We start from the raw sequence: 24,464 nt of genomic DNA on the forward strand, positions 1-24,464 counted from the left end.
GACCATGCACGTCACGCATCTTTCGCTGGCCGACTTCCGCTCGTACGCCCGGGCCGAGGTTCCCCTCGACCCGGGCGTCACCGCCTTCGTCGGCCCCAACGGCCAGGGCAAGACCAACCTGGTCGAGGCGGTGGGCTACCTGGCGACCCTCGGCAGCCACCGGGTGGCCTCCGACGCGCCCCTGGTCCGCATGGGCGCTCCGCGGGCGATCGTGCGGGCGCAGGTCCGGCAGGGCGAGCGACAGCAGCTGGTGGAGCTGGAGCTGAACCCCGGCAAGGCCAACCGCGCCCGGATCAACCGGTCCTCGCAGGTCAGGCCGAGGGACGTGCTGGGGATCGTGCGGACCGTACTTTTCGCGCCCGAGGACCTCGCGCTGGTCAAGGGGGACCCCGGTGAGCGGCGGCGGTTCCTGGACGAGCTGATCACCGCGCGGTCGCCCCGCATGGCCGGGGTGCGCGCGGACTACGAGCGGGTGCTCAAGCAGCGCAACACGCTGCTGAAGTCGGCCGCCCTCGCGCGCCGGCACGGCGGACGGTCCATGGACCTGTCGACACTCGACGTCTGGGACCAGCACCTCGCACGCGCGGGCGCCGAACTGCTGGCCCAGCGGCTCGACCTCATAGCCGCGCTCCAGCCGCTCGCCGACAAGGCGTACGAGCGACTGGCGCCCGGCGGAGGACCCGTCGCGCTGGAGTACAAGCCGTCCGCGCCCGGCGAGGCGCACACCCGCGAGGACCTCTGCGCCCAGCTGACGGCGGCGCTCGCCGAGGCGCGCAAGCAGGAGATCGAGCGGGGCGTCACCCTGGTGGGACCGCACCGGGACGATCTCCTCCTCAGGCTCGGGCAGCTGCCCGCCAAGGGCTACGCCTCGCACGGCGAGTCCTGGTCCTACGCCCTCGCGCTGCGCCTGGCCTCGTACGACCTGCTGCGTGCCGAGGGCAACGAGCCGGTGCTGGTCCTGGACGACGTCTTCGCCGAGCTGGACGCCCGCCGCCGTGAGCGGCTGGCCGAGCTGGTGGCGCCCGGCGAACAGGTGCTGGTCACGGCCGCCGTGGACGACGACGTGCCGCACGTGCTGGCCGGTGCCCGGTACGCGGTGGCCGGGGGGACGGTGGAGCGCGTATGAGCGCCGGCGAGCCCACCCCGGACAAGAAGGCGGCGGAGCCCTCCGGTGTCGACCTCGCGCGTGTGGCGTTGCGCGCGGCGAGGGAGCAGGCACGCGCGCGCGGGGACGCGGCGAGGCAGCGGAAGCAGGCGCGGCGCGGCGGCGGTCTGCGCTCCGGCGCGCGTGCCGACGGCCGTGACCCGATGGCGCTGGGTGCCGCGATCAACCGGCTGCTCACCGAGCGCGGCTGGGAGACACCCGCGGCGGTGGGCGGGGTGATGGGGCGCTGGCCGCAGATCGTCGGTGAGGACCTGGCCAAGCACTGCGTGCCCCAGCGGTACGACGAGGACGAGCGGGTGCTGACGGTGCAGTGTGACTCGACGGCCTGGGCGACCCAGCTGCGGGTGCTCGCGCCGGCGCTGGTGGCGCGGCTGAACGAGGATCTCGGGCACGGCACCGTACGGATGATCAAGGTGCTCAATCCCGGCGGTCCGGCCCGCCGTTACGGCCCGTTGCGGGCTCCGGGGAGCACCGGACCCGGCGACACCTACGGGTGACGTACCTCACGTCGTGAGGCCTGCGGGGCGTCCCGCCGTACCTGCGTGCACAGGTGTGAATCACCTCCGGACCGCCACCGGACCGCCATCTGACCCGCCAGTAGCCAAGCGTTGACGGCGCAAAGCGCTGAGTGCCGCTGTGAGCCGCTTAGAGCCCCCATCCGTATATCGGGACCCGGACGAGACCGGTTGAGAGCGGCACATGGGGACTCAGGTACCGGCAAACCCCCATCGATGTCAGCGCTACCGGTAGACTGGAAGACAATCCCGCCCCAACGTGGGGACCGCCCGGGAAAAGCTGAGCAAAGCTGATCAAGGCTTACCAACGCAACATGCCGCAGCCGCTCCGGCAACCTGCCGACGAGCCCGGCTCGTGCTGTGCCAGAAAGGGCGCTTCGTGGCCGATTCCGGCAACCCCAACGAGAACATCCCGTCCAACGACGCCGGCGTGAGCGGCGAGGCCACGGAATCCGCCGCGGTCTCCGCCTCCTACGACGCCAGTGCCATCACCGTGCTCGAAGGGCTGGACGCGGTCCGCAAGCGGCCCGGCATGTACATCGGCTCCACGGGCGAGCGCGGTCTGCACCACCTGGTGTACGAGGTCGTCGACAACTCGGTCGACGAGGCGCTGGCCGGTCACGCCGACACCATCGACGTGACGATCCTCGCCGACGGCGGTGTGCGTGTCGTCGACAACGGCCGTGGCATCCCGGTGGGCATCGTGCCCTCCGAGGGCAAGCCGGCCGTCGAGGTCGTGCTGACCGTGCTGCACGCCGGCGGCAAGTTCGGCGGTGGCGGGTACGCCGTCTCCGGCGGTCTGCACGGTGTCGGTGTGTCCGTCGTGAACGCCCTGTCGATGAAGGTCTCGGTCGAGGTCAGGACGGACGGCCACCGCTGGACGCAGGACTACAAGATGGGTGTGCCGACGGCCCCGCTGGCCAAGCACGAGGCCATCGAGGCGACCGGTACGTCGGTCACGTTCTGGGCCGACCCGGACATCTTCGAGACCACCGAGTACTCCTTCGAGACGCTGTCGCGGCGCTTCCAGGAGATGGCGTTCCTCAACAAGGGCCTGACGATCAGGCTCACCGACGAGCGCGAGTCGGCCAAGGCCGTCACCGGTGCGGACGAGGCCGGTGCGGACGAGAAGGCCGAGGTCAAGACCGTCACGTACCACTACGAGGGCGGCATCGTCGACTTCGTGAAGTACCTCAACTCCCGCAAGGGTGAGGTCGTCCACCCCACGGTGATCGACCTGGAGGCCGAGGACAGGGACAAGAGCCTGTCCCTCGAGGTCGCCATGCAGTGGAACAGCGGATACAGCGAGGGCGTGTACTCCTTCGCGAACATCATCCACACCCACGAGGGCGGCACCCACGAGGAGGGCTTCCGGGCCGCGCTGACCTCGTTGATCAACAAGTACGCGCGCGACAAGAAGCTGCTGCGCGAGAAGGACGACAACCTCACCGGTGACGACATCCGCGAGGGCCTGACGGCGATCATCTCCGTCAAGCTGAGCGAGCCGCAGTTCGAGGGCCAGACGAAGACCAAGCTGGGCAACACGGAGGCCAAGACCTTCGTGCAGAAGGCGGTCTACGAGCACCTCAACGACTGGCTGGACCGCAACCCGGTCGAGGCCGCGGACATCGTCCGCAAGGGCATCCAGGCGGCCACCGCGCGCGTGGCGGCCCGCAAGGCGCGCGACCTGACGCGCCGCAAGGGCCTGCTGGAGTCGGCGTCCCTGCCGGGCAAGCTGTCGGACTGCCAGTCCAACGACCCCACCAAGTGCGAGATCTTCATCGTCGAGGGTGACTCCGCCGGCGGCTCGGCCAAGTCCGGCCGCAACCCGCAGTACCAGGCGATCCTCCCGATCCGCGGCAAGATCCTGAACGTGGAGAAGGCCAGGATCGACAAGATCCTGCAGAACCAGGAGATCCAGGCGCTGATCTCCGCCTTCGGCACGGGTGTGCACGAGGACTTCGACATCGAGAGGCTCCGCTACCACAAGATCATCCTGATGGCGGACGCCGACGTCGACGGCCAGCACATCAGCACCCTGCTGCTGACCTTCCTGTTCCGCTTCATGCGGCCGCTGGTCGAGGCCGGGCACGTGTACCTGTCCCGCCCGCCGCTGTACAAGATCAAGTGGGGTCGGGACGACGTGGAGTACGCGTACTCGGACCGCGAGCGCGACGCGCTGATCGAGATGGGCCGCCAGCGCGGCAAGCGCGTGCGCGAGGACTCGATCCAGCGCTTCAAGGGCCTCGGCGAGATGAACGCCGAGGAGCTGCGCGTGACCACCATGGACCAGGAGCACCGGGTCCTCGGCCAGGTCACCCTGGACGACGCCGCCCAGGCCGACGACCTGTTCTCGGTGCTGATGGGCGAGGACGTCGAGGCCCGCCGCGCGTTCATCCAGCGCAACGCCAAGGACGTCCGCTTCCTCGACATCTGAGTCGGTCTCAGCTGACCGCACCAGAAAGGATCTTCACCAGCAATGGCCGACGACACCCCGAATCTGCCTTCTGGCCCCGTCACCCCGGAAGAGGGCGGCGAACTCGCCATGCGTGTCGAGCCCGTCGGGCTCGAGACGGAGATGCAGCGCTCGTACCTGGACTACGCGATGTCCGTCATCGTGTCCCGTGCGCTGCCCGACGTCCGCGACGGGCTCAAGCCCGTCCACCGCCGTGTGCTGTACGCGATGTACGACGGCGGCTACCGCCCCGAGCGCGGCTTCTACAAGTGCGCCCGTGTCGTCGGCGACGTCATGGGCAACTACCACCCGCACGGCGACTCCTCGATCTACGACGCCCTGGTGCGCCTCGCCCAGCCGTGGTCGATGCGGATGCCGCTGGTGGACTCCAACGGCAACTTCGGTTCCCCGGGCAACGACCCGGCGGCGGCCATGCGCTACACCGAGTGCAAGATGGCGCCGCTGTCGATGGAGATGGTCCGCGACATCGACGAGGAGACCGTCGACTTCGCGGACAACTACGACGGCCGCTCCCAGGAGCCGACCGTCCTGCCGGCCCGCTTCCCGAACCTGCTGATCAACGGCTCGGCCGGTATCGCGGTCGGCATGGCCACCAACATCCCGCCGCACAACCTGCGCGAGGTCGCGGCCGGTGCCCAGTGGTACCTGGAGAACCCCGACGTCTCGCACGAGGAGCTGCTGGACGCGCTCATCGAGCGCATCAAGGGCCCCGACTTCCCGACCGGCGCGCTCGTCGTGGGCCGCAAGGGCATCGAGGAGGCCTACCGCACCGGCCGCGGCTCGATCACGATGCGCGCGGTGGTCGAGGTCGAGGAGATCCAGGGCCGCCAGTGCCTGGTGGTCACCGAGCTGCCGTACCAGGTGAACCCGGACAACCTGGCGCAGAAGATTGCCGACCTGGTGAAGGACGGCAAGATCGGCGGCATCGCCGACGTCCGTGACGAGACCTCGTCGCGTACGGGTCAGCGGCTCGTCATCGTCCTGAAGCGGGACGCGGTCGCCAAGGTCGTCCTGAACAACCTGTACAAGCACACGGACCTGCAGACCAACTTCGGCGCCAACATGCTGGCGCTGGTCGACGGCGTGCCCCGCACGCTGTCCCTGGACGCGTTCATCCGGCACTGGGTGACGCACCAGATCGAGGTCATCGTCCGCCGCACGCGTTTCCGGCTGCGCAAGGCCGAGGAGCGGGCCCACATCCTGCGCGGCCTGCTGAAGGCGCTGGACGCCATCGACGAGGTCATCGCGCTGATCCGGCGCAGTGAGACCGTCGAGGTCGCGCGCGGCGGCCTGATGGACCTCCTGGAGATCGACGAGATCCAGGCCAACGCCATCCTCGAGATGCAGCTGCGCCGGCTGGCCGCCCTGGAGCGCCAGAAGATCGTCCAGGAGCACGACGAGCTGCAGGCGAAGATCAACGAGTACAACGCGATCCTCGCCTCGCCGGTCCGCCAGCGCGGGATCGTCAGCGAGGAGCTGGCCGCGATCGTCGAGAAGTACGGCGACGACCGCAAGACCAAGCTGATCCCGTACGAGGGCGACATGTCCATCGAGGACCTGATCGCCGAGGAGGACATCGTCGTCACCGTCACGCGCGGCGGCTATGTCAAGCGGACGAAGACGGACGACTACCGGGCGCAGAAGCGCGGCGGAAAGGGGGTGCGGGGCACGAAGCTGAAGGAGGACGACATCGTCGACCACTTCTTCGTCTCCACCACCCACCACTGGCTGCTGTTCTTCACCAACAAGGGCCGGGTGTACCGGGCGAAGGCGTACGAGCTGCCCGAGGCCGGCCGGGACGCGCGCGGCCAGCACGTGGCGAACCTGCTCGCCTTCCAGCCGGACGAGGCGATCGCCGAGATCCTCGCGATCCGCGACTACGAGGCGGCGCCCTACCTGGTCCTGGCCACGAAGTCCGGGCTGGTCAAGAAGACGTCGCTGAAGGATTACGATTCGCCCCGCGCAGGCGGTGTCATCGCGATCAATCTGCGTGAGCGCGAGGACGGTTCCGACGACGAACTGATCGGTGCGGAACTCGTCTCGGCCGACGACGATCTGCTGCTGGTCAGCAAGAAGGCGCAGTCGATCAGGTTCACCGCATCGGACGACACCTTGCGACCGATGGGCCGTGCCACCTCGGGCGTCAAGGGCATGAGTTTCCGCGAGGGGGACGAGCTTCTCTCGATGAATGTCGTCCGACCCGGTACGTTCGTGTTCACCGCGACGGACGGCGGGTACGCGAAGCGGACCGCTGTCGACGAGTACCGCGTCCAGGGCCGCGGCGGCCTCGGCATCAAGGCCGCCAAGATCGTGGAGGACCGCGGCACGCTCGTCGGCGCGCTGATTGTCGAGGAGAACGACGAGATCCTCGCGATCACCCTCTCCGGCGGTGTGATTCGTACGCGAGTCAACGAGGTCAGGGAGACGGGCCGTGACACCATGGGCGTCCAACTGATCAACCTGGGCAAGCGCGATGCCGTGGTCGGTATCGCACGTAACGCCGAGGCGGGGCGCGAGGCGGAGGAGGTCGGCGGCGACGAGCCCGTCGACGAGGCCGCCGAGGTCGCCGCGACCACCGGCACGGACGAGGGTGAGGCGCCCTCGGCCGAGTAGGCACGAGGAGTGAGTCATCGTGAGCGGAGCCACGGGCGCCGGATCGGCCGGTACCCCTACGGGTACGGACAGGGACGGCGGCGGCCGTGGCTCCGCCGCGCGTGCGGGGAGTGCGAACGACCCGCACACGACCAACCTGAAGCCGGTGAAGGCTTCCGTGGCGGACTCGTCCGGCACGCAGGGATCCCAGGGGGCGACTGTGACGGACCGAGGCGCGGCCGGTGAGGCGCAGTCGTCGTCTCCGCTCCCCGGGGAGCGGCGCTCGGAGCAGCCCACCGGGCCGTACCACCCGCCGCAGGCCTATCCGGCGCAGGCGCCCGCCGACGCCGTACGCCGGCCGCGTACGGGCGCGCGCACCGCGCCGCGCACCCGCAAGGCCCGGCTGCGGGTCGCCAAGGCCGACCCGTGGTCGGTGATGAAGGTGAGCTTCCTGCTCTCCATCGCGCTCGGCATCTGCACGATCGTCGCCTCCGCGGTGCTGTGGATGGTCATGGACGCGATGGGCGTCTTCTCGACGGTCGGCGGCACGATCTCGGAGGCGACCGGCTCCAACGAGGGGAACGGCTTCGATCTGCAGGCGTTCCTGTCGCTCCCCCACGTGCTCACGTTCACGACGATCATCGCGGTCATCGACGTGGTCCTCGCCACGGCGCTCGCGACGCTCGGCGCGTTCATCTACAACCTCTCGGCGGGCTTCGTCGGCGGCATCGAGCTGACCCTGGCGGAGGACGAGTGACCGCCTGCGGACCTCGGGCGTGACGGGCCCCCGACAACCGATTTTGGGACTCACGTGGTCGTGCGCTAATCTTCAGGAGTCAGCGCGCGGGACACACACCGCAGAGCGCGGCGGGGCTATAGCTCAGTTGGTTAGAGCGCATCCCTGATAAGGATGAGGCCACAGGTTCAAATCCTGTTAGCCCCACCATTCACAAAACCCCCGGACCATCGGTCCGGGGGTTTTTTGACACGCCGTGCGCTCGCCGCCTCGGCTGTGAAAAACACTGTCCGCTCGTCGGAACACGGTGATAGAGAGATCACGTGACGACGTCACTTGCGTTCCCCGCTCTGCTGCGGCTGATCGAGGAACGGTCGAGCGCCTTCCGCGCCGCGGTCGCCTCCGCGCCCAGCCTCGACGCACAGGTGCCGAGCTGCCCCGAGTGGACGCTGTTCGATCTGGCGCAGTACATCGGCGAGGGGCGCCGAGACTGGGCCGCCACCGTCGCCGCGGGGCCTGCTCCGGCCAAGTCCGCGGCGGAGGACGCCCCGGCTGCGCCTCGGGAGCGCGAGGCCCTGTCGGCCTGGTTGGCACAGTCCACGGAGCACCTGCTGGACGCACTGCGGGAGGCCGGCCCGGATCGCGGTTGCTGGACGTGGTGGGCCGCGTCCCAGTCGCCGCAGACCTGTGGCGCCGTCGCCCGGCACCAGCTCCAGCAGATGGCGGTGCACACCTACGACGCCCAGGTCACCGTGGGTGCCCCGGAGCCGCTGCCGGACGATGTGGCACTCGACGGTGTCGAGGAGTTCCTGTTCACCTGCGTCGCCACGACGGGTGCCTGGCCGCACAAGCCCACCGCCTTCGACTTCCACGCCACCGAGGGCCACTCCTGGCGCCTCACGGTCGACGGCGACGGCGCACGCTCCACCCGTATCCCCGCGCCCGGCACGACGCCCGGCACCGCCGCCGGAGAGGGCCCGGACGCGGCCGGCGTCTCCGTCCACGGCGCGGCCAGTGAGCTGGTCCTCTTCGTGTACGACCGTATCCCGGCGGACCGCCTGCGGCTCGAGGGAGACGCAGCCCTGTTCGACCTGCTCCGCGAGTGGGAACCGGAGGAGTAGGCCCCCCGGCCCAGGTCCGGGGGGGCTTTTATTGGCTGTTTCGTGAAGTCCCGGCGGACCTATGCTCTGCGGATGACCTTGGAATGGGAACAGGTGATCGTTCACTCGGTGGATCCGGCGGCTCTGGGGCGGTGGTGGGCCGAGGCTCTCGGCTGGGTCGTGGTCCACTCCTCCGACGACGAGTTCGAGATCCGTCCGGAACCGGACCGTCTGCCGGGCCTGGACTTCGTCCGGATCGACGAGGGCAGGCAGGGCAAGAGCCGGCTGCACCTCGACTTCCGGCCCGATGACCAGGACGCCGAGGTGGCCCGCCTGGAAGCGCACGGCGCGAAGCGTGTCGACATCGGTCAGGGTGACCAGTCGTGGGTCGTCATGGCGGACCCCGAGGGCAACGAGTTCTGTGTCCTCGGCCGGCGCCGTCCGTAGGAACCCCTGACACGAGAAAAGGACCCGACCGCTGGCGACGGGGGATGCACCAGCGATCGGGCCGCTTCCAGGGTAACAAGGTCGGACGGTCCGCGGGGCAAGTCCCGCGATAACCAGTCAGGTTGGCCGATCATCGCTCGCACGGTGGGTCGTAGGAGAGCCTGGGCAGGTACTCGTGCCACTTCCGCGGGGTCAGCACGCCCCGGGTGACCGAGCAGATGTGCCTGATGGCCGTGTCGGCGTCCAGGCTCCACAGGCGGACGGTGTCGGCGCCGCTGGAGACGCCGAGGACGTGACTGCCCGGGCTGAACGACAGGAACGCGCCCGTCTTGGCGTTGGGGCTCATCGACTGGCCGATGGGGGTCGTCGAGGCCGGGTCGGCGACGTTCCACAGCCGGACCGTGTTGTCGTTGCCGCCGCTGGCCAGGGTGCGGCCGTCCGCGCTGAACGTCAGGGAGGTCACCGCCTCGGTGTGGCCGGTGAGCGGGGTGCCCAGCGCGCTCGCCGACGCCGGGTCGGCGAGGTCCCACAGGCGGACAGTGTCGTCGTCGCTGCCGGTGGCCAGGGTCCGCCCGTCCGGGCTGAAGGCGAGCGCGTTGACGGGCCCGGAGTGCCTGTCGAGCGGCCTGCCCAGCCGGACCGGGTGGCGCGGGTCGGTCACGTTCCACAGCCGGACGGTGCTGTCCGCGCTGCCGCTGACGAGGGTGCGGCCGTCCGGGCCGAAGACGAGGGCGTTGACGTAGCCCCGGTGCCCGGTCAGCGGCCTGCCGAGCGGGACGGGGCGGGAGGGCCGGCTGACGTCCCAGAGCCGGATGGTGCGGTCGTCGTAGGCCGTGGCGAGGGTGCGCCCGTCGGGGCTGTAGGCGAGGGCGTCGGGGCCCATGAAGCGGGTCCGCAGGGTGAGGGGCGGTCCGGTGCGCACCGGGTGGGCGGGGTCGGAGACGTTCCACAGGTACACGCTCTTCGCCCCGGTGAGGACGGCGAGCCTGCTGCCGTCCGGCGAGAACAGCAGTGCGCGCTGGTCGCCGTCCGCGCGCATGAACGGACGGCCCAGCGGCACGGGCCGGCCGGGACGCGCCACGTCCCACAGCCGCAGCTTGCCGTCCCGCGCGGCCGTGGCCAGCACCCGGCCGTCCGGCCGGAACGCCCCGGTCCGGCCGATCATGTCCGAGGCCGGCAGCGACCACAGGCGCACCTTGCTGTCGCCGCTCCCGGTGGCGAGGGTCCGCCCGTCCGGGCTGAACCCCAGCGCGTACATCTCCCCGCTGCTCCCCTCGAACGGCTCCCCGACCTGCGACGGGGACGCGGGATCGGCCACGTTCCACAGGCTCGCCGTGCTGTCCGCGCTCGCGGCGGCCAGCCTGCCGCCGTCGGGGCTGAACGCCACGGACCAGACCGGTCCGGTGTGGCCGGTCAGCGGCGGGCCGAGCTGGGCCGGGCGGGCGGGGTCGGCGACGTTCCACAGCCGGATGGTGTCGTCCGCGCTGCCGCTGGCGAGGGTGCGCCCGTCGGGGCTGAAGGCCACGGAGTGGACGATGTCCGTGTGGCCCCTGAGCACCGTGCCGACCGGCCGGGGACGACGCGGGTCGGCCGTGCGCCACAGCCGGATCGTGGCGTCGTCGGCGCCGGCCGCGAGGGTGCGCCCGTCCGGGCTGAACGCCACGGAGCGCACCGCCGCCGTGTGGCCGCGCAGTGCGCCCAGGGCCTTCGGCCGGCGCGGGTCGGCCACGTTCCACAGCCGCACGGTGCGGTCCTCGCCGGCCGACGCCAGGGTGCGCCCGTCGGGGCTGAAGGCGACCAGGTAGATCGTGCCCGTGTGGCCGTTCAGGGGCCCGCCGAGCGGGACCGGGCGGGCGGGGTCGGACACGTCCCACAGCCGGACCGTGCCGTCGTCGCCGGCGCTGGCGAGGGTGCGCCCGTCCGGGCTGAAGACCGCGCTGCTGACCCAGCTGGTGTGGCCGGTGAGGGGCTTCCCGAGCGGTTCGGGGCGGCCCGGGTCGGCCACGTTCCACAGCCGGACCGTGCGGTCGTAGCTGGCCGTGGCCAGGGTCTTGCCGTCGGGGCTGAAGGAGGTCAGGTACACGGCGCCCCGGTGGCCGGACAGCGGCGTGGCCAGCGGCGCGTTGACGATCGAGATCAGGCGGCTGTAGGCGCCCTCGTCGTGCGGCCGCAGCTCGTGGGCGACCAGGTCGAGCTGCGCGGCCAGGGACGGGTCCGTGCGCTGGACCCGGTCCGCCTCGGCGAGGACCTGGGCGAACACGGCGTCGTCCCGCTGCCGCCAGGCGATCACCGCCGAACCGGCGGCGAGCACGGCCAGTACGACCAGGGTCGCGACCGCCGCCCGGCTGATCCACACCAGGCGCTTGCGCAGCCGGACCGACGCGGCCAGGAACTCCACCGCGCTCCGGGTCAGATAGGTGTCCCCCGCCGACCTCGCCCAGCCGCGGGCCTGCTCCAGCCGGGACCCGCGGTACAGCAGCGAGGTGTCGCGGCCCGAGTCCTCCCAGGACCGGCCGTCCTCCTCCAGCCGCTGGCGCAGCAGGTGGTCGTTGCGGTCGTCGTCGATCCAGTGCCGCAGCCGCGGCCAGGCGTGCAGGAGCGCCTCGTGGGTGATCTCCACGGTGTCCGCGTCGAGCGTCACCAGCCGGGCCCGGACCAGTGCCTCCAGGGACTCCTCCGTCTTGCCCGGGTCCGCCGACTCGTCCGCCAGCTGCCGCCGGGTGCCGCGCCGCCGCGTGGCCTGGGTGTCCTCGCCCAGCCGGACCAGCCGCAGCAGGAGCAGCCGGGCGGCCGTGCGGGCGGCGGGGTCGAGGCCGGACCAGGCGCGTTCGGCGGTCGCGGCGACCGCCCCCTGGATGCCGCCCGCGGCGCGGTAGCCGGCCAGCGTCAGCCGGCCGGCCTTCCGCCGCTGCCAGGTGGCCAGCAGGGCGTGGGACAGCAGCGGCAGCACGCCCGCGTCGTGCGCGCCGCGCGGGCCGTCGGCGCTCACCTCGCGCACGATCAGTTCGGCGAGGCCCGGCTCCAGCTCCAGCCCCACCGCCTTGGCCGGACCCGTCACGGCGTCCCGCAGCTCGCCGCTGGTGAGCGGGCCGAGCACCATGTGCCGGTGCTGCAGCGCGTCGGCCAGTTCGCGGTAGCCGAGGCACTGTTCGTAGAAGTCGGCGCGGACGCCGAGGACGACCAGCGCCGGGGCGGATCCGCCCGGTCCGGCGGGCGGGGTGCAGGCGGCGGCGAGCAGCTGGATGAAGGTACGCCGGTCCGCCTCGTCGGCGCAGAGGGTGAACGCCTCCTCGAACTGGTCCACGATGACGACCGGCCGGGTGCCCCCGGGCGTCTCGCGGGCCGCCCATGCCGCGACGGCATCGCGCGCCGCGCGGGCGAGTCGCGGGGCATCGGATCCGGGCGCCGCCGGATCCCGGGTCGCCTCCCGCTCGGCCGCGCGCGCGTCGGCGGCGACCGGGGCGAGGCCGGGGATGCGGCGGACCAGCTCGCCCAGGGGGTCGGCGCCGGGGACGAGTTGCAGGACCGGGCCGGCGGGGCCGGTGCCGCCGGGAGGAGACGGGACCGCCGGGGTCCCGGGTGGGCCGCCCGTCGACGCCGCCGTCACGTCGGACCGTGGATCCGTGAGGGCGCCGTCGCGCAGCGCGGGGACCAGGCCGGCGTTCAGGAGGGAGGACTTGCCGGCACCCGAGGCGCCCACCAGCATCACCAGGCCGCCCGTGTGCGCCGTGGCGCGCAACTGCTCGACCAGCGCGTTCGTGCTGCGCTCCCGCCCGAAGAACCACCGTGCGTCCTCCTGCCGGTACGGGGCCAGCCCTCGGTAGGGGCACACCCCGCCGGCGACGGACGGGGCCCGGGCCGCGGACGGGTGCTGCTCCTGTGCGGGCGGCGCGGGCCGCTCGCCCACCGGGCCGGCCAGCGCGCGCTCCCACAGGCGCTGCCAGTGGACGAGGTCGTACAGGCCGCCGGAGACCGGTGCGGGCCGCAGCCGGCGTGCCTCCGGGATCAGGATGTGCAGGACGGCCGCGAGCGCGGCGAACTGGGCGGGCACGTTACGGGCCCGGCGCCAGTCGCTGATCCGCTGGGCGGACACCCGTACGGGCCGGCCGCGCTCGTCGATCCGCTGGAGCCGTACGACCGCCTCGGCGACGCTCTTGAGGGGAGGGTTTCCGGCCTCCTTGTACAGCAGCGCGAGGCGCTCGGCGAAAGCTGTGCGTGCCCCTGAGTCGGAACTCAAGGTCCCACCCCTTCACTTCCCGCCGCGCCTGGACGTCCGGACCGGAAAACTCACCTTATACGGCTGACCTGCGGGGAATGCCCGCACCGGGGTTCCCAACCTCCTTCTCGCGGGCGGCAGATGGCAGGATCCTGACCTGGTAGCGAACCCGTCACGCACCGTCCGGACAGGCCACCGGCCCGGTGCCCGGAGCGACCGCCCGCGACGGCGAAGGTTCTCGGCCAACTCTCTTCGGTCCGCGCCGACACGCCGACATGGCGTGGACCGACGTCCCCGCACCGTCCGGCACCGGTCCCCACGAGGGGAGGGACCGGTGCCGGACGGGCAGGGCCGGCCGGCACTCCGGCGCGCACCGCCGGTTCGGCGGGCACCCCGCCGGGCAGTGACGGTCGTGGAAGTCACGAGCCGGCCCGGCCGGGGAGCACCGGCCGGGGTCGCCGACGCTGGAGGACGTATGAGGATCACCGTCGACCGCGGCCTGTGCTACGGCTCCGCCGAGTGCGCGTACCGGGCGCCGGCGGTGTTCGCGTTCGAGGACGGGTACGGCGTGGTGCGGGCCGGCGGCGAGGAGTGCGCCGACGACCCACTGGTCCGCGAGGCCGTCGAGAAATGCCCCTCGCAGGCGATCCGGATCACGGAACGGCCGGGCTGAGCCGGCGAGTTCCAGGTACCGCGCCCGCTCAGGGTCCGGCCGGGTAGGTCCACCCGAACTCCGCCAGCGCGCGCGCCCTGGCCTCCGCGACGGCCATGCGGGCCGTGCGTTCCGCGGGGTCGACGTGGGCCGCCTGGCCGGTGGCCTGGCCCTCCCACTTGCGGTACAGCAGGCCGGTCTCCGCCGAGAACCAGCCGCGGCTCACCGCGCTCAGGGCCAGCAGCAGGCCCGTGTCCTCGGAGGCCGGCAGGGCCATCCAGCCGCCCAGGGCGGTCAGCAGGTCCCGCCGCACGCACAGGGTCGCCGGATGGACCGGTGCGCGGAAGCCGTCGCGCTTCCACCGGTCGAGTACGGTGCCGCGTTCGAGCGGACCCTCGTCCGGGTCGCCGGGGAAGCCGGCCGTGGAGCCGTCGGGCAGCAGGTCGAGGACCCGGGACGTCGTCCAGCCGAGGGTTCGGTCCGCCTCCAGTACGGCCAGGTCACGGGCCAGCGCGCCCGCGGTGAGCCGGTCGTCGGCGTCGAGGACCTTCACGTACGTGCCTCTCGCGTGCGCCAGCGCGATCGTCCTGGCCACTCCGGGGCCGCCCGGCCGGCCCTGACGGAAGGTCACGCGCTCGTCGTCGGGGACGTACGGGCGCACGGTGTCCGTGCCGCCGTCCTCCTGGATGAGCCACTCCCACTCCCAGCCGTCGGGCAGCCGCTGTCCTCGCAGGGAGGCGTGGGCGTCCGGCAGGAACCGGGCGGACGGGCCGTGGACAGCGGTGACAACGGTGACGCGCCGGCTCACGGCAGCACTCACCACCTTTCCCTCGGGCGTGGGGTTGCCGTACGAGCATGGCGCACCCGGGGAAAACGCGAGACCCCCGGCCAGCCCGGCCGGGGGTCTTGACGTGTCGACTGGTGCGTACGCAAGTCGCCTGGTGTCGAGACGTCTGCGGTTCTGCGGGAGCGGGAGGATCAGCAGTCGAGCTTCGCCGGGTCCCGGTCGGACTGCGTGGTCTCCGTCTGCGTCGCCTGGATCTCGGTCTGGTCCTCGGTGAGGGGCCGGTGCCGGCACCTCGGGGACTTTCCGTGGGCCTCGGCCCGGATCCGCTGCTTCATCGTGGGGGGCAGGGCCCTGCCGTGTGACCAGGACCAGGGGCGTGGTGCCGGGATCGTCGGGGTCGTCGGGATCGTGCGGTGCTCGGTGCCGGTGCGGGGGCCCTCGGGCTGGCCGGCGGCCGGCGCGGCGGTCGCGGTGCCGGCGGAGGCGAGTCCGAGCGCCGTGCACAGCGCGAGGAAGGCGGTGACGATGGCGGTCCACAGCTTCATGACCTTGTTCTGGGCCATGACCCCTCACTTTCGGGTTGGGCGATTTGCGTACTTTCCTCATGATGTGTATGTGGATCGCGAAGTGGTGGACCGACGCCCGTGGCGCGTCGATGTTCCGATGAACACCACCCGGATGGGCGCAGAGGGGCCGAAAGGCTCCCAGAATCCGCCGAGCACGGGTGAAGGGGAGCAAAGTAACGGTCCGTGGAGGGGCGGTCACCCTCCGGTCCCGACGGTGCCGGGCCCGGCTACTTCGCTGACCGGGGCCGGAGTTGAGGCCCGGCTCAGGTCACCGATCGATATCGGTCGGTGTGTATAGTCGGGCGCCAGAGGTCCCCTACGTCAAGGAAAGACGAGGTCGCGCGGTGAAGAAGCTGCTCCTGGTCGCACTGGCCGCCATCGGCGGGCTCCTCGTGTACCGCCAGATCCAGGCGGATCGCGCCGAGCAGGACCTGTGGACGGAGGCGACTGACTCCGTGCCCACGGGTTCGTGAGTCCCGACACCAGAATCTGAACGGACCCCGGCCGCCCTCGCGGCGCCGGGGTCTTGTCTTGCGCGCTCCCGTCCTCCCGGGCTCCCGTCCTCCCGTCCTCCCGTACTCCCGGGCTCCCGTGTTCTCCCGAGCTCGTGTTGCGGGGGTGCCGCGGGTGAGGTAAGCGTTCCGGCGTGCGGTGCGGTGGCCGTCGGACGGCCCCGGGCGATGCCGGGCGATTCGGACGGCCGTGTGCGTTGCCCGGATGGCGCACCGGCGCGCGGGGCAGGATGGGCCACGGTCCGGTGCGTTGCGGAGCGACAGGGGGTGGCACGTGCGGCGGCGAAGGCCTGTGGCGTGGTGGCGGGGCGGGTGGTCCGCGCGACTGCGCGTCGTCGCCGTCCTGCTCGGGCTGTGTGCCCCGGTCGCGGCGCCGGGCGGACCCGCCTTCGCGGCCGGCGCGCGCCCGGGCGGATACGGCTTCGCACCCGGCGCCCGCACCGTCGCGGGCTCGGCCGGCACCCCGGGCGCCGAACGGCTGGAACCCGGGCGCACCTACCGCAGCTCACTGCCCGCCGGCGGCAGGCTCTACTACCGCCTCCGCCTCGCCGCCACGGACACGGCGTACGTCCCCGTCACCGCCGTACCGCCCGCGGACGCCGCCGTCACCGCCACCGACGGCATCCGCGTGTCCGTCCGCGACGCCCACGGCACACCGTGCACCTACGACTCCGCCCGCTTCGGCGCCGGGCTCAGCCCGCGCCCCGTCACGGCCCTGGGGCAGCGCGAGGCCGGCAAGGCGCTGTGCCAGGGCGCGGGCACGTACTACCTGCTCGTCGAACGCCTCGACGCCGACGGCCCCGGTACGGCGGCCCCGGCCCGGCCCTGGGCCCTGGAGATCGCGCCCGCCACGGAACCGGGCCCCGCTCGTGCCGGTTCCACCGCCGCGCCGCGGACCTGGAACTCCGCCGCGCCCGAGCCGCTCACCGGTGCGGCGCGCGACCGCTCCGGCGGTGACGGCTTCGCCTCGGCCCAGCCGGTGGCGCAGGGGGTGTGGCGGACCGCCCTCGTGCCCGGCGAGACCCAGTTCTACAAGGTGCCGCTGGACTGGGGCCGCCAACTGCACGCCTCCGCCGAGCTGGACCCCCACGCCGGCCACGGCTACGTGGGGGGCGCCCTGGGCCTCTCCCTGCACAACCCCGTCCGCGGCACCGTCGACGACGCCTTCCTCGGCTACACCGGCATCCGCAGGTCCGTCGCCCTCGGCCCGCTCCCGCCGGTCGAGTACGCCAACCGCCACGCCGTACCGGCCGCGGTGACGTCCGTGCGCTTCGCCGGCGACTACTACCTGGTCCTGCACCTCAGCGAGCGGATGACCGGCACGTACGGGCGCGGGCCGTTCGGCGTGACGCTGCGGGTACGGGTGGACGGGCGGGCGCACGCCGGGCCGGGTTACGCCGGAGATCCCCGGCCGGGAGACGTCTTCACGGTCACCGGACACGACCGGGAGGCGGCGGTGACCGGCGTCACCGGGGGCGGCGACGACCGGGCGATGAGGCTGGTCGCGGCCGGCGGCATCGGCCTGGGCACCGTGCTGCTGCTGGTCCTCGCCGGCTGGACGGTCGCCGCCCGGCGGGCTCAGACGCGGGCCAGCGCCCAGAAGCCCACCGCGTAGCAGGCCAGCGCGAGCAGCAGCACCGGGATCGCGACCCTGGCCGGGGGCCCGGGCCGGCGGCGGTCCGCCCGGCGTGCCCGGCGTCCGTGCGCGCGCGGCGCCGGCGGAGCGTGCGGGGGGACCCTCGGGTCCCGCGCGGTGTAGGAGGCGGTGGAGGCGTCGGCACGCTCCTGCGGTGCCGCGGATGGGGGCGGGGTGGCGTTCCACGCCGCGTGCTGCTGGGACGGGTACGGCCCGGACGACGCGGCGAGGGGGTGGGTGGACGGCGTCGGATCGTGGGCGGGGGGCCCGGGGACCAGGGGTGTGGGCACCGGCCGCGGGTGCGGCCCGGAGCCCGGCGCGTCCTGGGGCGGCGGCAGCCGGAAGCTGCCGGTGTCCGACATCGAGCCGGTGTGCACGTGGGCCCCGGCGCCCGGACCGGAGGGGACGTCCGCGGCCGAGGGGGCGTGCGTGCCGGGGCCGCCGTCGTCCACGCCCGCGGTGACCGGGCCGACGGCCCTCGCCTCCACACCCGTGGCCTGCCTGAGTGGCCCGTCGGGGCCGAATCCGGGCGGCAGGGGGCCGAGTTGGTCGAATATCTCGATCAGCTCGTCGTCGGGGCCGGGCTCCGGCAGGAGTTCCGCGGCGGAGGCGAGCGCCTTGCGCGCGCCCGTGGCCGTGCGGAAACGTGCCTCGGGATCGGGCTGGAGCAGCGTGGCCACGACCTGCCACAGAGGCTCGGGGATGCCCTTGGGGGCACTAGGGGTGCCCTGCTCCATGAAGTACCGCACGAGCGCCTTCGCGTCGGGCTTGGCCCCTTCGAGGAGGTACAGGGCGACCAGGCCCACGGCGAACAGGTCGGCCGGGAAGTCGGGTTCGCTGCCGAGCATCTGCTCGGGCGCGAGGTATCCGGGCGTGCCCACGACCAGGTTGGTCTCGGTCAGCCGGGGTTCGCCGAGCCGCATGGCGATGCCGAAGTCCGACAGCCGCAACCGAGGCCGGCCCGTGCCGGTGGCTTCGAGGAGCACGTTGGCGGGTTTCACGTCACGGTGGACGACGCCCTCCGTGTGGACGGCGGCGAGACCGGACAGCAGCTGGTCGATCAGGGTGCACACGAAGGCCGGGGGCAGGGGACCGTAGTCGCCGACGAGGTGCACCAGGGAGCCGCCCGCCACCAGGTCCATGGTGAACAGGACCTTGTCGTCGTCGGCCGCCCAGCTGGCCGGAGCGAGGACGTGCGGATGGTCGATCCGCAACGCCTGCTCCCGTACGAAGCGCAGCAGGGAGTGGGCGTCGCGCTGCTGGAGCACCTTGGCGGCCACGTAGCGCCGGCGGCGGTGGTCCCAGGCGCGCCACACGGCGCCCACACCACCGCGTCCGATCGGGTCGGCCAGCTCGTACCGGCCGGCGAAGACCTCACCCATGTCAGTCCGCCGCTCCTCCCCCTCGTCGTGGACGGTCACTTCCCCCGGAGTGAACGGTCACTTCCCCCCGGAGTGATACGTCCCGCCACCGGACCACGCCCCCCGGACCACGCCCTCGGCCCGGCCCCGGCCCCCTCCGGATGCCGGGCCGTGGTGTCAGTTCTGGTGGGACTGGTAGTGCGCGACCGCGTCGGAGGTGCGGCCGGCGCCGTAGACCCGGAGGAACTCCGCCAGCTCGGGGTGGGTCGTGGTGAGCGCGTCCGCGGCGTCGATGATGTCGCCGGCGGCGGCCACCGAGCGCAGCAGCGACTGGATCTCACGGACCACCCGCTTGACCGTGGGCGCCCCGGAACCACTCGTGGTCTGAGCGGTGTTGCTGAGCACCGAGCCCCCCTGCGACTTCTTGATCTCCTCCATGCGCTCGGTCGCCTCGGCGGCGCTGACGCTGCCGTCCGCGGCCTGGGCCGCCAGCTCCTGCAGCAGCTGCACCCGCTGGACCACGGCGGGATTGCCGATCTTCGCGCGCTGGCCGCTCATCAGCTGCGAGAGCATCGGAGCGGACAGTCCCAGGACCGCCGCGAGACGGGCCTGGTTCAGCCCGAGATCGTCTATGAGCTTACGGAAGAGCGCCCCCAACGGCTCCCCGTACCAGTTCCGCTGCAGCTCCCGCGCTCTCGCGGTGGCTTCCTGCTGTGCGGCGTCCATTGCGTCTCCCCATCGCTTCCCCTGAAAACCGCGGTTCGCTGTAGCGAACCACGACGAGCATCTTACGGAGAGTGGTCATCCGCGGGGACCCCCAATCTTTTTGCGGGATACGGGGGGTGACCCGGTACTCTGGTCTGCGGCACCCGCCGGAACATGATTCCTCCGGCCGGGCGTTCCCTCCCGGGGCCTTAGCTCAGTTGGTAGAGCGCCGTCTTTGCATGGCGGATGTCAGGGGTTCGACTCCCCTAGGCTCCACTCAGGAAGACCCCTCTGACCTGTACGAACGTGGTCAGGGGGGTCTTTTCGCGCTGAAGTGCCGGGGACCTCGGCGGTGTTCGTGCCCGGTGTCAGCCGGGCGGGCCCGCCGTGAAGGGACAGGTCCAGTCCGGGGCCGTCATACGGCCGCTGTAGTGGCGGGCCTCGTCGCGGTAGGTCAGCAGGCTGGGATTGGCCGAGCCGTGCAGGTCGTGGTCGCGTTGCCTGATCCTCTTGCGCATCCTGAAGAAATTGCGGCCCAGGGCGTTGAACTGCAGATGCGAGTTGAACACCAGGGCGGGCAGGGCGAAACGCCGGCTGGGCCGGGAGGCGCCGGGGTGCAGGCCCACCACGAAGAAGGGGTGGCCGAAGAGGGAGAAGGCGAAACGGGGGGAGGCGGGGTCGCGGTCGTAGAGCCCGGTCCAGGCGTGGTGCCGGCTGTCCTCGTCGTGCAGGGCCTGCAGGTGGCGCCAGACGGTTCGCTCGAAGGTCTCCTCCGAGGTGTCCGGCAGCCGGTCGAAGGTCGCGACGAACGAGGAGAAGCTCTGGGCGCCGGGCTCGAAGGAGTCCAGGAAGGCGCGCAGCCCGCCCAGGTTCGCGCGGACGGCCTCTTCGGACGCCGGCTCGCCGCAGTGGTGGTGGGTGATCCGGTCCCGGCGCAGGGCCGCCTTGGCGCCCAGGCAGACGAAGTCGTCCCGGCCGATGAACTCCTCCAGTGCGGCGCGTGCCGCCTCGCCGGCCACGGGCCGCCCGGACAGGATCCGCGCGGTGGACACCGTGACGGGGGAGCCGCCGCCGTCGGTGACCGTGACCTCGACGGTGACCAGGGCGCCGCCGAGCGCCTCGCGGGCGTCGACCAGGCGGCCGCGGGCCGTGAGGACGTCCCCGGCGCGGATAGGGCGGACGTGGCGGTAGTCCTGGGAGAGGTGGGTGGCCGACGTGTAGTCGTAGCCCAGCGGGTACCGGGCGAGGACCGGCAGTTCGGCCCGTGCGGCCAGCCGGACGGCGAAGGTGGGCGGTGCGATGACGTCGGGGTGGCCGAGCGCACGGGCCGCCGCCGGGTCGCGGTAGGCCGGGTCGGTGTCCCCCGTGGCGTCGGCGAACTCGGCGATCAGCTCGGCGGTGACCGTCACCGGCCCGACCGGGGGAGCGTCCGGCGGGACGGCGGGGGCCGGGGGCCGCACCGCCGGGGGGCGCAGCGTGTCAGCGGGCACGGAATCCCCCGTCCCCGACCGCGTGGGCGCCGCCGTCGACGTGCAGGATGTCGCCGGTGGTGGCCGGGAACCAGTCCGACAGCAGGGCCACGCAGGCCCTGCCCACCGGCTCGAAGTCGGCGGCGTGCCAGCCCAGCGGAGCCCTGCGGTCCCACTCCTTCTCCGCCTGGCCGGGGTCGTCGTCCTCGCCGTAGGTGGCGTGGCCGGCCGGGGTGCGCAGGGGGCCGGCGGCCACGAGGTTGACGCGGATGCCGCGGTCGCCGAGGTAGGCGGCGAGGTAGCGGGAGCAGGCCTCCAGGCCGGCCTTGGCGACGCCCATCCAGTCGTAGCCGGCCCACACCTGACGGGCGTCGAAGTCGAGGCCGACCACCGACGAGCCCCGCCCCAGCAGCGGCAGCAGCGCGGTCGTGAGGGCCTGCAGGGAGACGGTGGAGACCTCGAAGGCGGTCGTGGCCTCCCGCCGGGAGGTGCGCAGGAAGCCACCGCCCAGGGCTCCGGGCGGCGCGAAGGCCACGGCGTGCAGGACGCCGTCGAGCCGGCCGGTGTGCGCGCCGACCCGGTCCGCGAGGGTGGCCAGGTGGTCGTCGTCGGTGACGTCCAGCTCGACGACGGGGGCCGGGCGGGGCAGCCGCCGGGCGATCCGTTCGACCAGGGAGAGGCGGCCGTACCCGGTCAGGACGACCTCGGCGCCCTGCTCCTGGGCCACGCGGGCCACGTGGAAGGCGATGGAGCGGTCGGTGAGCACCCCGGTGACCAGGACGGTTTTCCCCGCCAGCAGGCCCGCCGGGCCCGCCGTGGGCCCGGCGGGCCCGGCGGCAGGAAGGGGCGGGAGTGGGGTCGAGGGGTCCACCTCGGTCGTCCTTTCGTGCGGTGGGCGGGGAGTGTCAGGAGGCCCGGACGCGGGTGCGCAGGGCCGCCGTCGTGAGGTCCGGCTTGTGGGCGGCGGCCTCGACCACCGCCGTGACCGCGTCCAGCAGCGGCCACGGGTCGGGCACGGCCCGGGTGTCGTAGGCGAGCGTGGCCTCGACGCTGTCCGGCCGGTCCATGAAGTAGTTGAGCCAGATCGCCGCCGTCGCCGGGCCGACGGTCCGCTCCCCCCGCCACAGCGGGGCGAGGAAGTCCCGGGTCGCGGTCGTCGCCCTGGTCTTCGGGCCGAGGACGAGGGGGCGGGCCGGCGGGAGGATGTTCACCCCGACGGTGCGGGGGGCCAGCGGGGCGACCTCGCGGATGGAGCGGCCGTACGTCGGCGGCAGGGCCTCGTTGACGCGGGCGTGTGCGGTGATCCAGTCGCCGACCGTGGCCGGTTCCGGGTTCGGGGGCAGCAGCACGCAGGGCTCCACCAGGGGGCCGATGACGAGCACGTCCTCCGGCCGGGCGTGGCCGTGGCGCAGGCTGAGCAGAGGCTGGGGGCCGTCGGACCACAGACCCGCCGCCAGGGAGGTGGCGGCGAGCAGCACGGCGGCGCGGCTCAGGCCGGTCCGGGCGGCCGCCTCGGTGAGGCCGGTGGCCAGCCTCCCGGGCAGCGGGCCGTCGTAGTGGCCGTCGTCCTGGAAGGTCTCGGTCGGGGTGCTGCCGGGCAGGTCGAGCGGCGGGCCGGGCAGCGGGTACGGGGCGAGCAGGTCCTGCCAGCGGGCGAGGCTCCGCGCCCGGACCGCCTCCTCGGGCAGGTCCGCGAGGAAGCCGGTGAAGCCCCGGCCGCGGGGGGTGTGGCCGCCGGCGCGGTACGCGCCGGCCACGGCCCGGGTGATCAGGCCGAGCGCCCAGCCGTCCAGTACCGAGTGGTCGAAGGAGAAGGCCAGCAGCGGATCCTGCTTCTTTTCCTCCTGCGTGGCGCGCAGCAGGACGGCCCGCCCGGCCGGCTCGTGGAGCAGGTCGGGCTTGTCGAACACGACCGGGGCGAGGACGGCGGCCGCCTCCGCGGAGAGCCGGCCGTCCGTCACCGTGCGCGGGACGTCGACGGTCTCCAGCTTCAGCGGGGCGGGCTCGCGCCGCTCCAGGCGGGGACCGTCCTCGGTGGCCCGCAGCCGCAGGTGCAGGACGTCGGTGGCGAGGGTGACCTGCTCCACGGCCGCGGCCAGCCGTTCCACGTCGAGCGGACCGGAGACCCGGAACAGGTTCCAGGGCAGTTCGGAGGGGTTGCGGCGCAGGTGTCCGGCGTCGTCCACCTCACCGTTGGCGAGCGCCCGCACGGGCATGCCGTAGGCGGGCAGCGAGGTGCCGTCGCGGTTCGGGGCGTCACTGCTCACGGTCGGCCTCCCAGGCACGCAGGACGAGTACGGCGTTGTGGCCGCCGAAGCCGAACGAGTTGCTCATCGCCACGTCGACCCGGTGCCGCTGCGCCTGGTGCGGGACGAAGTTCAGGGCGTCGTCGATCGGGCGGTGGCAGTTGATCGTCGGCGGCACCACGGAGGTGCGGATGGCCAGGCCCGCGGCGATGGCCTCGACGGCACCGGCGGCGCCGATCAGATGACCGGTCATGGACTTGGTGGAGCTGATCGGGACGTGTTCGGCGTGGCTGCCGAAGACCGCCCGGATCGCCTCCACCTCGGTGCGGTCGTTGGCCTGGGTGGAGGTGCCGTGCGCGTTGATGTAGCCGACGTCCCCGGGGGTGAGGCCGGCGTCGGCGAGGGCGCCGGCCATCGCGGCGCGGGCGCCGCGCCCCTCGGGGTGCGGGGCGGTCCAGTGGTGCGCGTCCGAGGTGGACGCGTATCCGGCGACCTCGGCGAGGATCGTGGCGCCGCGGGCGAGGGCGTGCTCGGCGGACTCCAGGACCAGGACCCCGGCGCCGGCGCTCATCACGAAGCCGTCCCGGTCGGTGTCGAAGGGACGCGATGCCTCGGCCGGGGCGTCGTTGCGGGTGGACAGCGCCCGGGCGTTGCCGCTGGAGGCCAGGTCGAGGCGGTTCAGGATGTGCTCGGCGCCGCCCGCGAGGGCCACGTCGACCGTGCCGTGCCGGATCCAGTGCGCGGCCTCGCCGATGGCGTCGGCGCCGGAGGCGCAGGCCGTGCTCAGGGCCCGGGTCGGGCCCGTCACCCCGAACCGGAAGCCGATCTCGCAGGCCGCGCTGTCGATGGCCCCGGTGATCTGGGCGAAGGGGCTGACCCTGCGCGGGCCGCTCTCCTCCAGGGTGGCGAAGTGCCTGCCGTGGGCGGCCATGGGGCCGTAGCCGCTGCCGATCACGACGCCGGCGCGCGGTCCGCTGTCGTCGTCGAGCACGAGTCCGGCGTGGTGCACGGCCTCGCCGGCGGCCGCGTAGGCGTACTGGGCGTAGGCGTCCATGCGCCGGATCTGCTGGGGCTTGAGGTGGTGGGCGGGATCGAAGCCCTTCACCTCGCCGCCGAACGTGGTGCCGAGTCCGGTGGTGTCGACGCCGGTCAGCGGTGCGATGCCGCTGCGGCCGGCGACCAGCGCGGACCAGGTCTCGTCGACGCCGAGGCCGAGCGGGGTGACGGCTCCCCAGCCGGTGATCACCACCCGGCGGCCGCCCGCCGTGCGTGTCGTGGGCATG

General features: G+C 72.9%; 19 protein-coding genes and 2 tRNA genes. 12 read left to right on the top strand and 9 right to left on the bottom strand.

All coding sequences use genetic code 11. The features are described 5' to 3' along the window. The first annotated feature begins 4 nt into the window (after window positions 1-4). The 8 genes from recF (at window position 5) to IE177_RS16380 (ending at window position 9,031) form a co-directional block, all read left to right on the top strand. On the top strand, window positions 5-1,126 hold the full coding sequence (recF, locus tag IE177_RS16345; protein ID WP_190016062.1) for a DNA replication/repair protein RecF: 1,122 nt from the start codon (window positions 5-7) through the stop codon (window positions 1,124-1,126). After that, complete coding sequence (locus IE177_RS16350) at window positions 1,123-1,662, top strand: DciA family protein (RefSeq protein ID WP_190016063.1); 540 nt, start codon at window positions 1,123-1,125, stop codon at window positions 1,660-1,662. Before recF ends, IE177_RS16350 begins: the two co-directional genes overlap by 4 nt. A 373-nt stretch (window positions 1,663-2,035) precedes the next feature. Next, window positions 2,036-4,117: a DNA topoisomerase (ATP-hydrolyzing) subunit B gene (gyrB, locus tag IE177_RS16355; RefSeq protein ID WP_190016064.1), complete on the top strand. Its 2,082-nt coding sequence runs from the start codon at window positions 2,036-2,038 to the stop codon at window positions 4,115-4,117. A gap of 42 nt (window positions 4,118-4,159) precedes the next feature. Next, the gene (gene gyrA / locus IE177_RS16360) at window positions 4,160-6,769 is read left to right on the top strand and encodes a DNA gyrase subunit A (RefSeq protein ID WP_190016065.1); all 2,610 of its coding nucleotides are present in this window, start codon (window positions 4,160-4,162) and stop codon (window positions 6,767-6,769) included. A 19-nt stretch (window positions 6,770-6,788) separates the two neighbouring features. Next, on the top strand, window positions 6,789-7,505 hold the full coding sequence (locus IE177_RS16365) for a DUF3566 domain-containing protein (RefSeq protein WP_190016066.1): 717 nt from the start codon (window positions 6,789-6,791) through the stop codon (window positions 7,503-7,505). Between the two features lie 112 nt (window positions 7,506-7,617). Continuing rightward, window positions 7,618-7,694 (top strand) — tRNA-Ile (locus IE177_RS16370). Window positions 7,695-7,807: 113 nt separating this feature from the next. Then, on the top strand, window positions 7,808-8,605 hold the full coding sequence (locus tag IE177_RS16375) for a maleylpyruvate isomerase N-terminal domain-containing protein (RefSeq protein WP_190016067.1): 798 nt from the start codon (window positions 7,808-7,810) through the stop codon (window positions 8,603-8,605). A 72-nt stretch (window positions 8,606-8,677) separates the two neighbouring features. Then, on the top strand, window positions 8,678-9,031 hold the full coding sequence (locus tag IE177_RS16380) for a VOC family protein (RefSeq protein ID WP_190016068.1): 354 nt from the start codon (window positions 8,678-8,680) through the stop codon (window positions 9,029-9,031). A gap of 130 nt (window positions 9,032-9,161) precedes the next feature. Here IE177_RS16380 and IE177_RS16385 read toward each other — a convergent pair whose 3' ends face one another. After that, entirely contained in the window at window positions 9,162-13,268 is a 4,107-nt protein-coding gene (locus IE177_RS16385; protein WP_190016069.1) for a WD40 repeat domain-containing protein, read from the bottom strand. A 454-nt stretch (window positions 13,269-13,722) separates the two neighbouring features. Between IE177_RS16385 and IE177_RS16390 the strand changes: the two genes are divergently transcribed. Further along, window positions 13,723-13,920, top strand: coding sequence for a ferredoxin (locus tag IE177_RS16390; protein ID WP_190016070.1), 198 nt, complete (start codon window positions 13,723-13,725; stop codon window positions 13,918-13,920). 28 nt (window positions 13,921-13,948) lie between these two features. Here the strand turns inward: IE177_RS16390 and IE177_RS16395 are convergent, their stop codons facing one another. After that, window positions 13,949-14,719, bottom strand: a complete 771-nt coding sequence (locus tag IE177_RS16395) for a glycosyltransferase family 2 protein (protein ID WP_229816067.1) — start codon at window positions 14,717-14,719, stop codon at window positions 13,949-13,951. 158 nt (window positions 14,720-14,877) lie between these two features. After that, entirely contained in the window at window positions 14,878-15,249 is a 372-nt protein-coding gene (locus IE177_RS16400) for a DUF6344 domain-containing protein (RefSeq protein ID WP_190016071.1), read from the bottom strand. Window positions 15,250-15,596: 347 nt separating this feature from the next. Between IE177_RS16400 and IE177_RS34815 the strand changes: the two genes are divergently transcribed. Together IE177_RS34815 and IE177_RS16410 are read left to right on the top strand one after the other, a co-directional pair. Further along, complete coding sequence (locus tag IE177_RS34815) at window positions 15,597-15,725, top strand: DLW-39 family protein (protein WP_003999697.1); 129 nt, start codon at window positions 15,597-15,599, stop codon at window positions 15,723-15,725. Window positions 15,726-16,056: 331 nt separating this feature from the next. Next, window positions 16,057-17,379 carry a hypothetical protein gene (locus IE177_RS16410; RefSeq protein ID WP_190016073.1) on the top strand — a complete coding sequence of 441 codons (1,323 nt, stop codon included), beginning with the start codon at window positions 16,057-16,059 and terminating at the stop codon, window positions 17,377-17,379. Here IE177_RS16410 and IE177_RS16415 read toward each other — a convergent pair. After that, window positions 17,343-18,782: a serine/threonine-protein kinase gene (locus IE177_RS16415; RefSeq protein ID WP_190016074.1), complete on the bottom strand. Its 1,440-nt coding sequence runs from the start codon at window positions 18,780-18,782 to the stop codon at window positions 17,343-17,345. The genes IE177_RS16410 and IE177_RS16415 overlap by 37 nt on opposite strands. A 156-nt stretch (window positions 18,783-18,938) precedes the next feature. Next, window positions 18,939-19,487 (bottom strand): helix-turn-helix domain-containing protein, encoded by a 549-nt coding sequence (locus tag IE177_RS16420; protein WP_190016075.1) that lies wholly within the window; start codon window positions 19,485-19,487, stop codon window positions 18,939-18,941. Window positions 19,488-19,669: 182 nt separating this feature from the next. Here IE177_RS16420 and IE177_RS16425 point away from each other — a divergent pair. After that, window positions 19,670-19,742, top strand: a tRNA-Ala gene (locus IE177_RS16425). Between the two features lie 92 nt (window positions 19,743-19,834). On the opposite strand, the gene gntA is transcribed toward IE177_RS16425, so the two are convergent. The 4 genes from gntA to fabF form a co-directional block, all read right to left on the bottom strand. Next, window positions 19,835-20,956 (bottom strand): guanitoxin biosynthesis heme-dependent pre-guanitoxin N-hydroxylase GntA, encoded by a 1,122-nt coding sequence (gene gntA, locus IE177_RS16430; protein WP_190016076.1) that lies wholly within the window; start codon window positions 20,954-20,956, stop codon window positions 19,835-19,837. Further along, window positions 20,946-21,734, bottom strand: a complete 789-nt coding sequence (gene fabI, locus IE177_RS16435) for an enoyl-ACP reductase FabI (protein WP_190016225.1) — start codon at window positions 21,732-21,734, stop codon at window positions 20,946-20,948. Before fabI ends, gntA begins: the two co-directional genes overlap by 11 nt. Window positions 21,735-21,840: 106 nt before the next feature. Beyond that, window positions 21,841-23,202 (bottom strand): condensation domain-containing protein, encoded by a 1,362-nt coding sequence (locus IE177_RS16440; protein WP_190016077.1) that lies wholly within the window; start codon window positions 23,200-23,202, stop codon window positions 21,841-21,843. After that, window positions 23,192-24,463, bottom strand: a complete 1,272-nt coding sequence (gene fabF / locus IE177_RS16445) for a beta-ketoacyl-ACP synthase II (RefSeq protein ID WP_190016078.1) — start codon at window positions 24,461-24,463, stop codon at window positions 23,192-23,194. The genes IE177_RS16440 and fabF overlap by 11 nt, the downstream gene beginning before the upstream one ends. Window position 24,464: the final 1 nt, after the last annotated feature.

Origin of the sequence: Streptomyces lucensis JCM 4490, assembly GCF_014650035.1 — a bacterium.
Classification (GTDB): Bacteria; Actinomycetota; Actinomycetes; order Streptomycetales; family Streptomycetaceae; genus Streptomyces; species Streptomyces lucensis.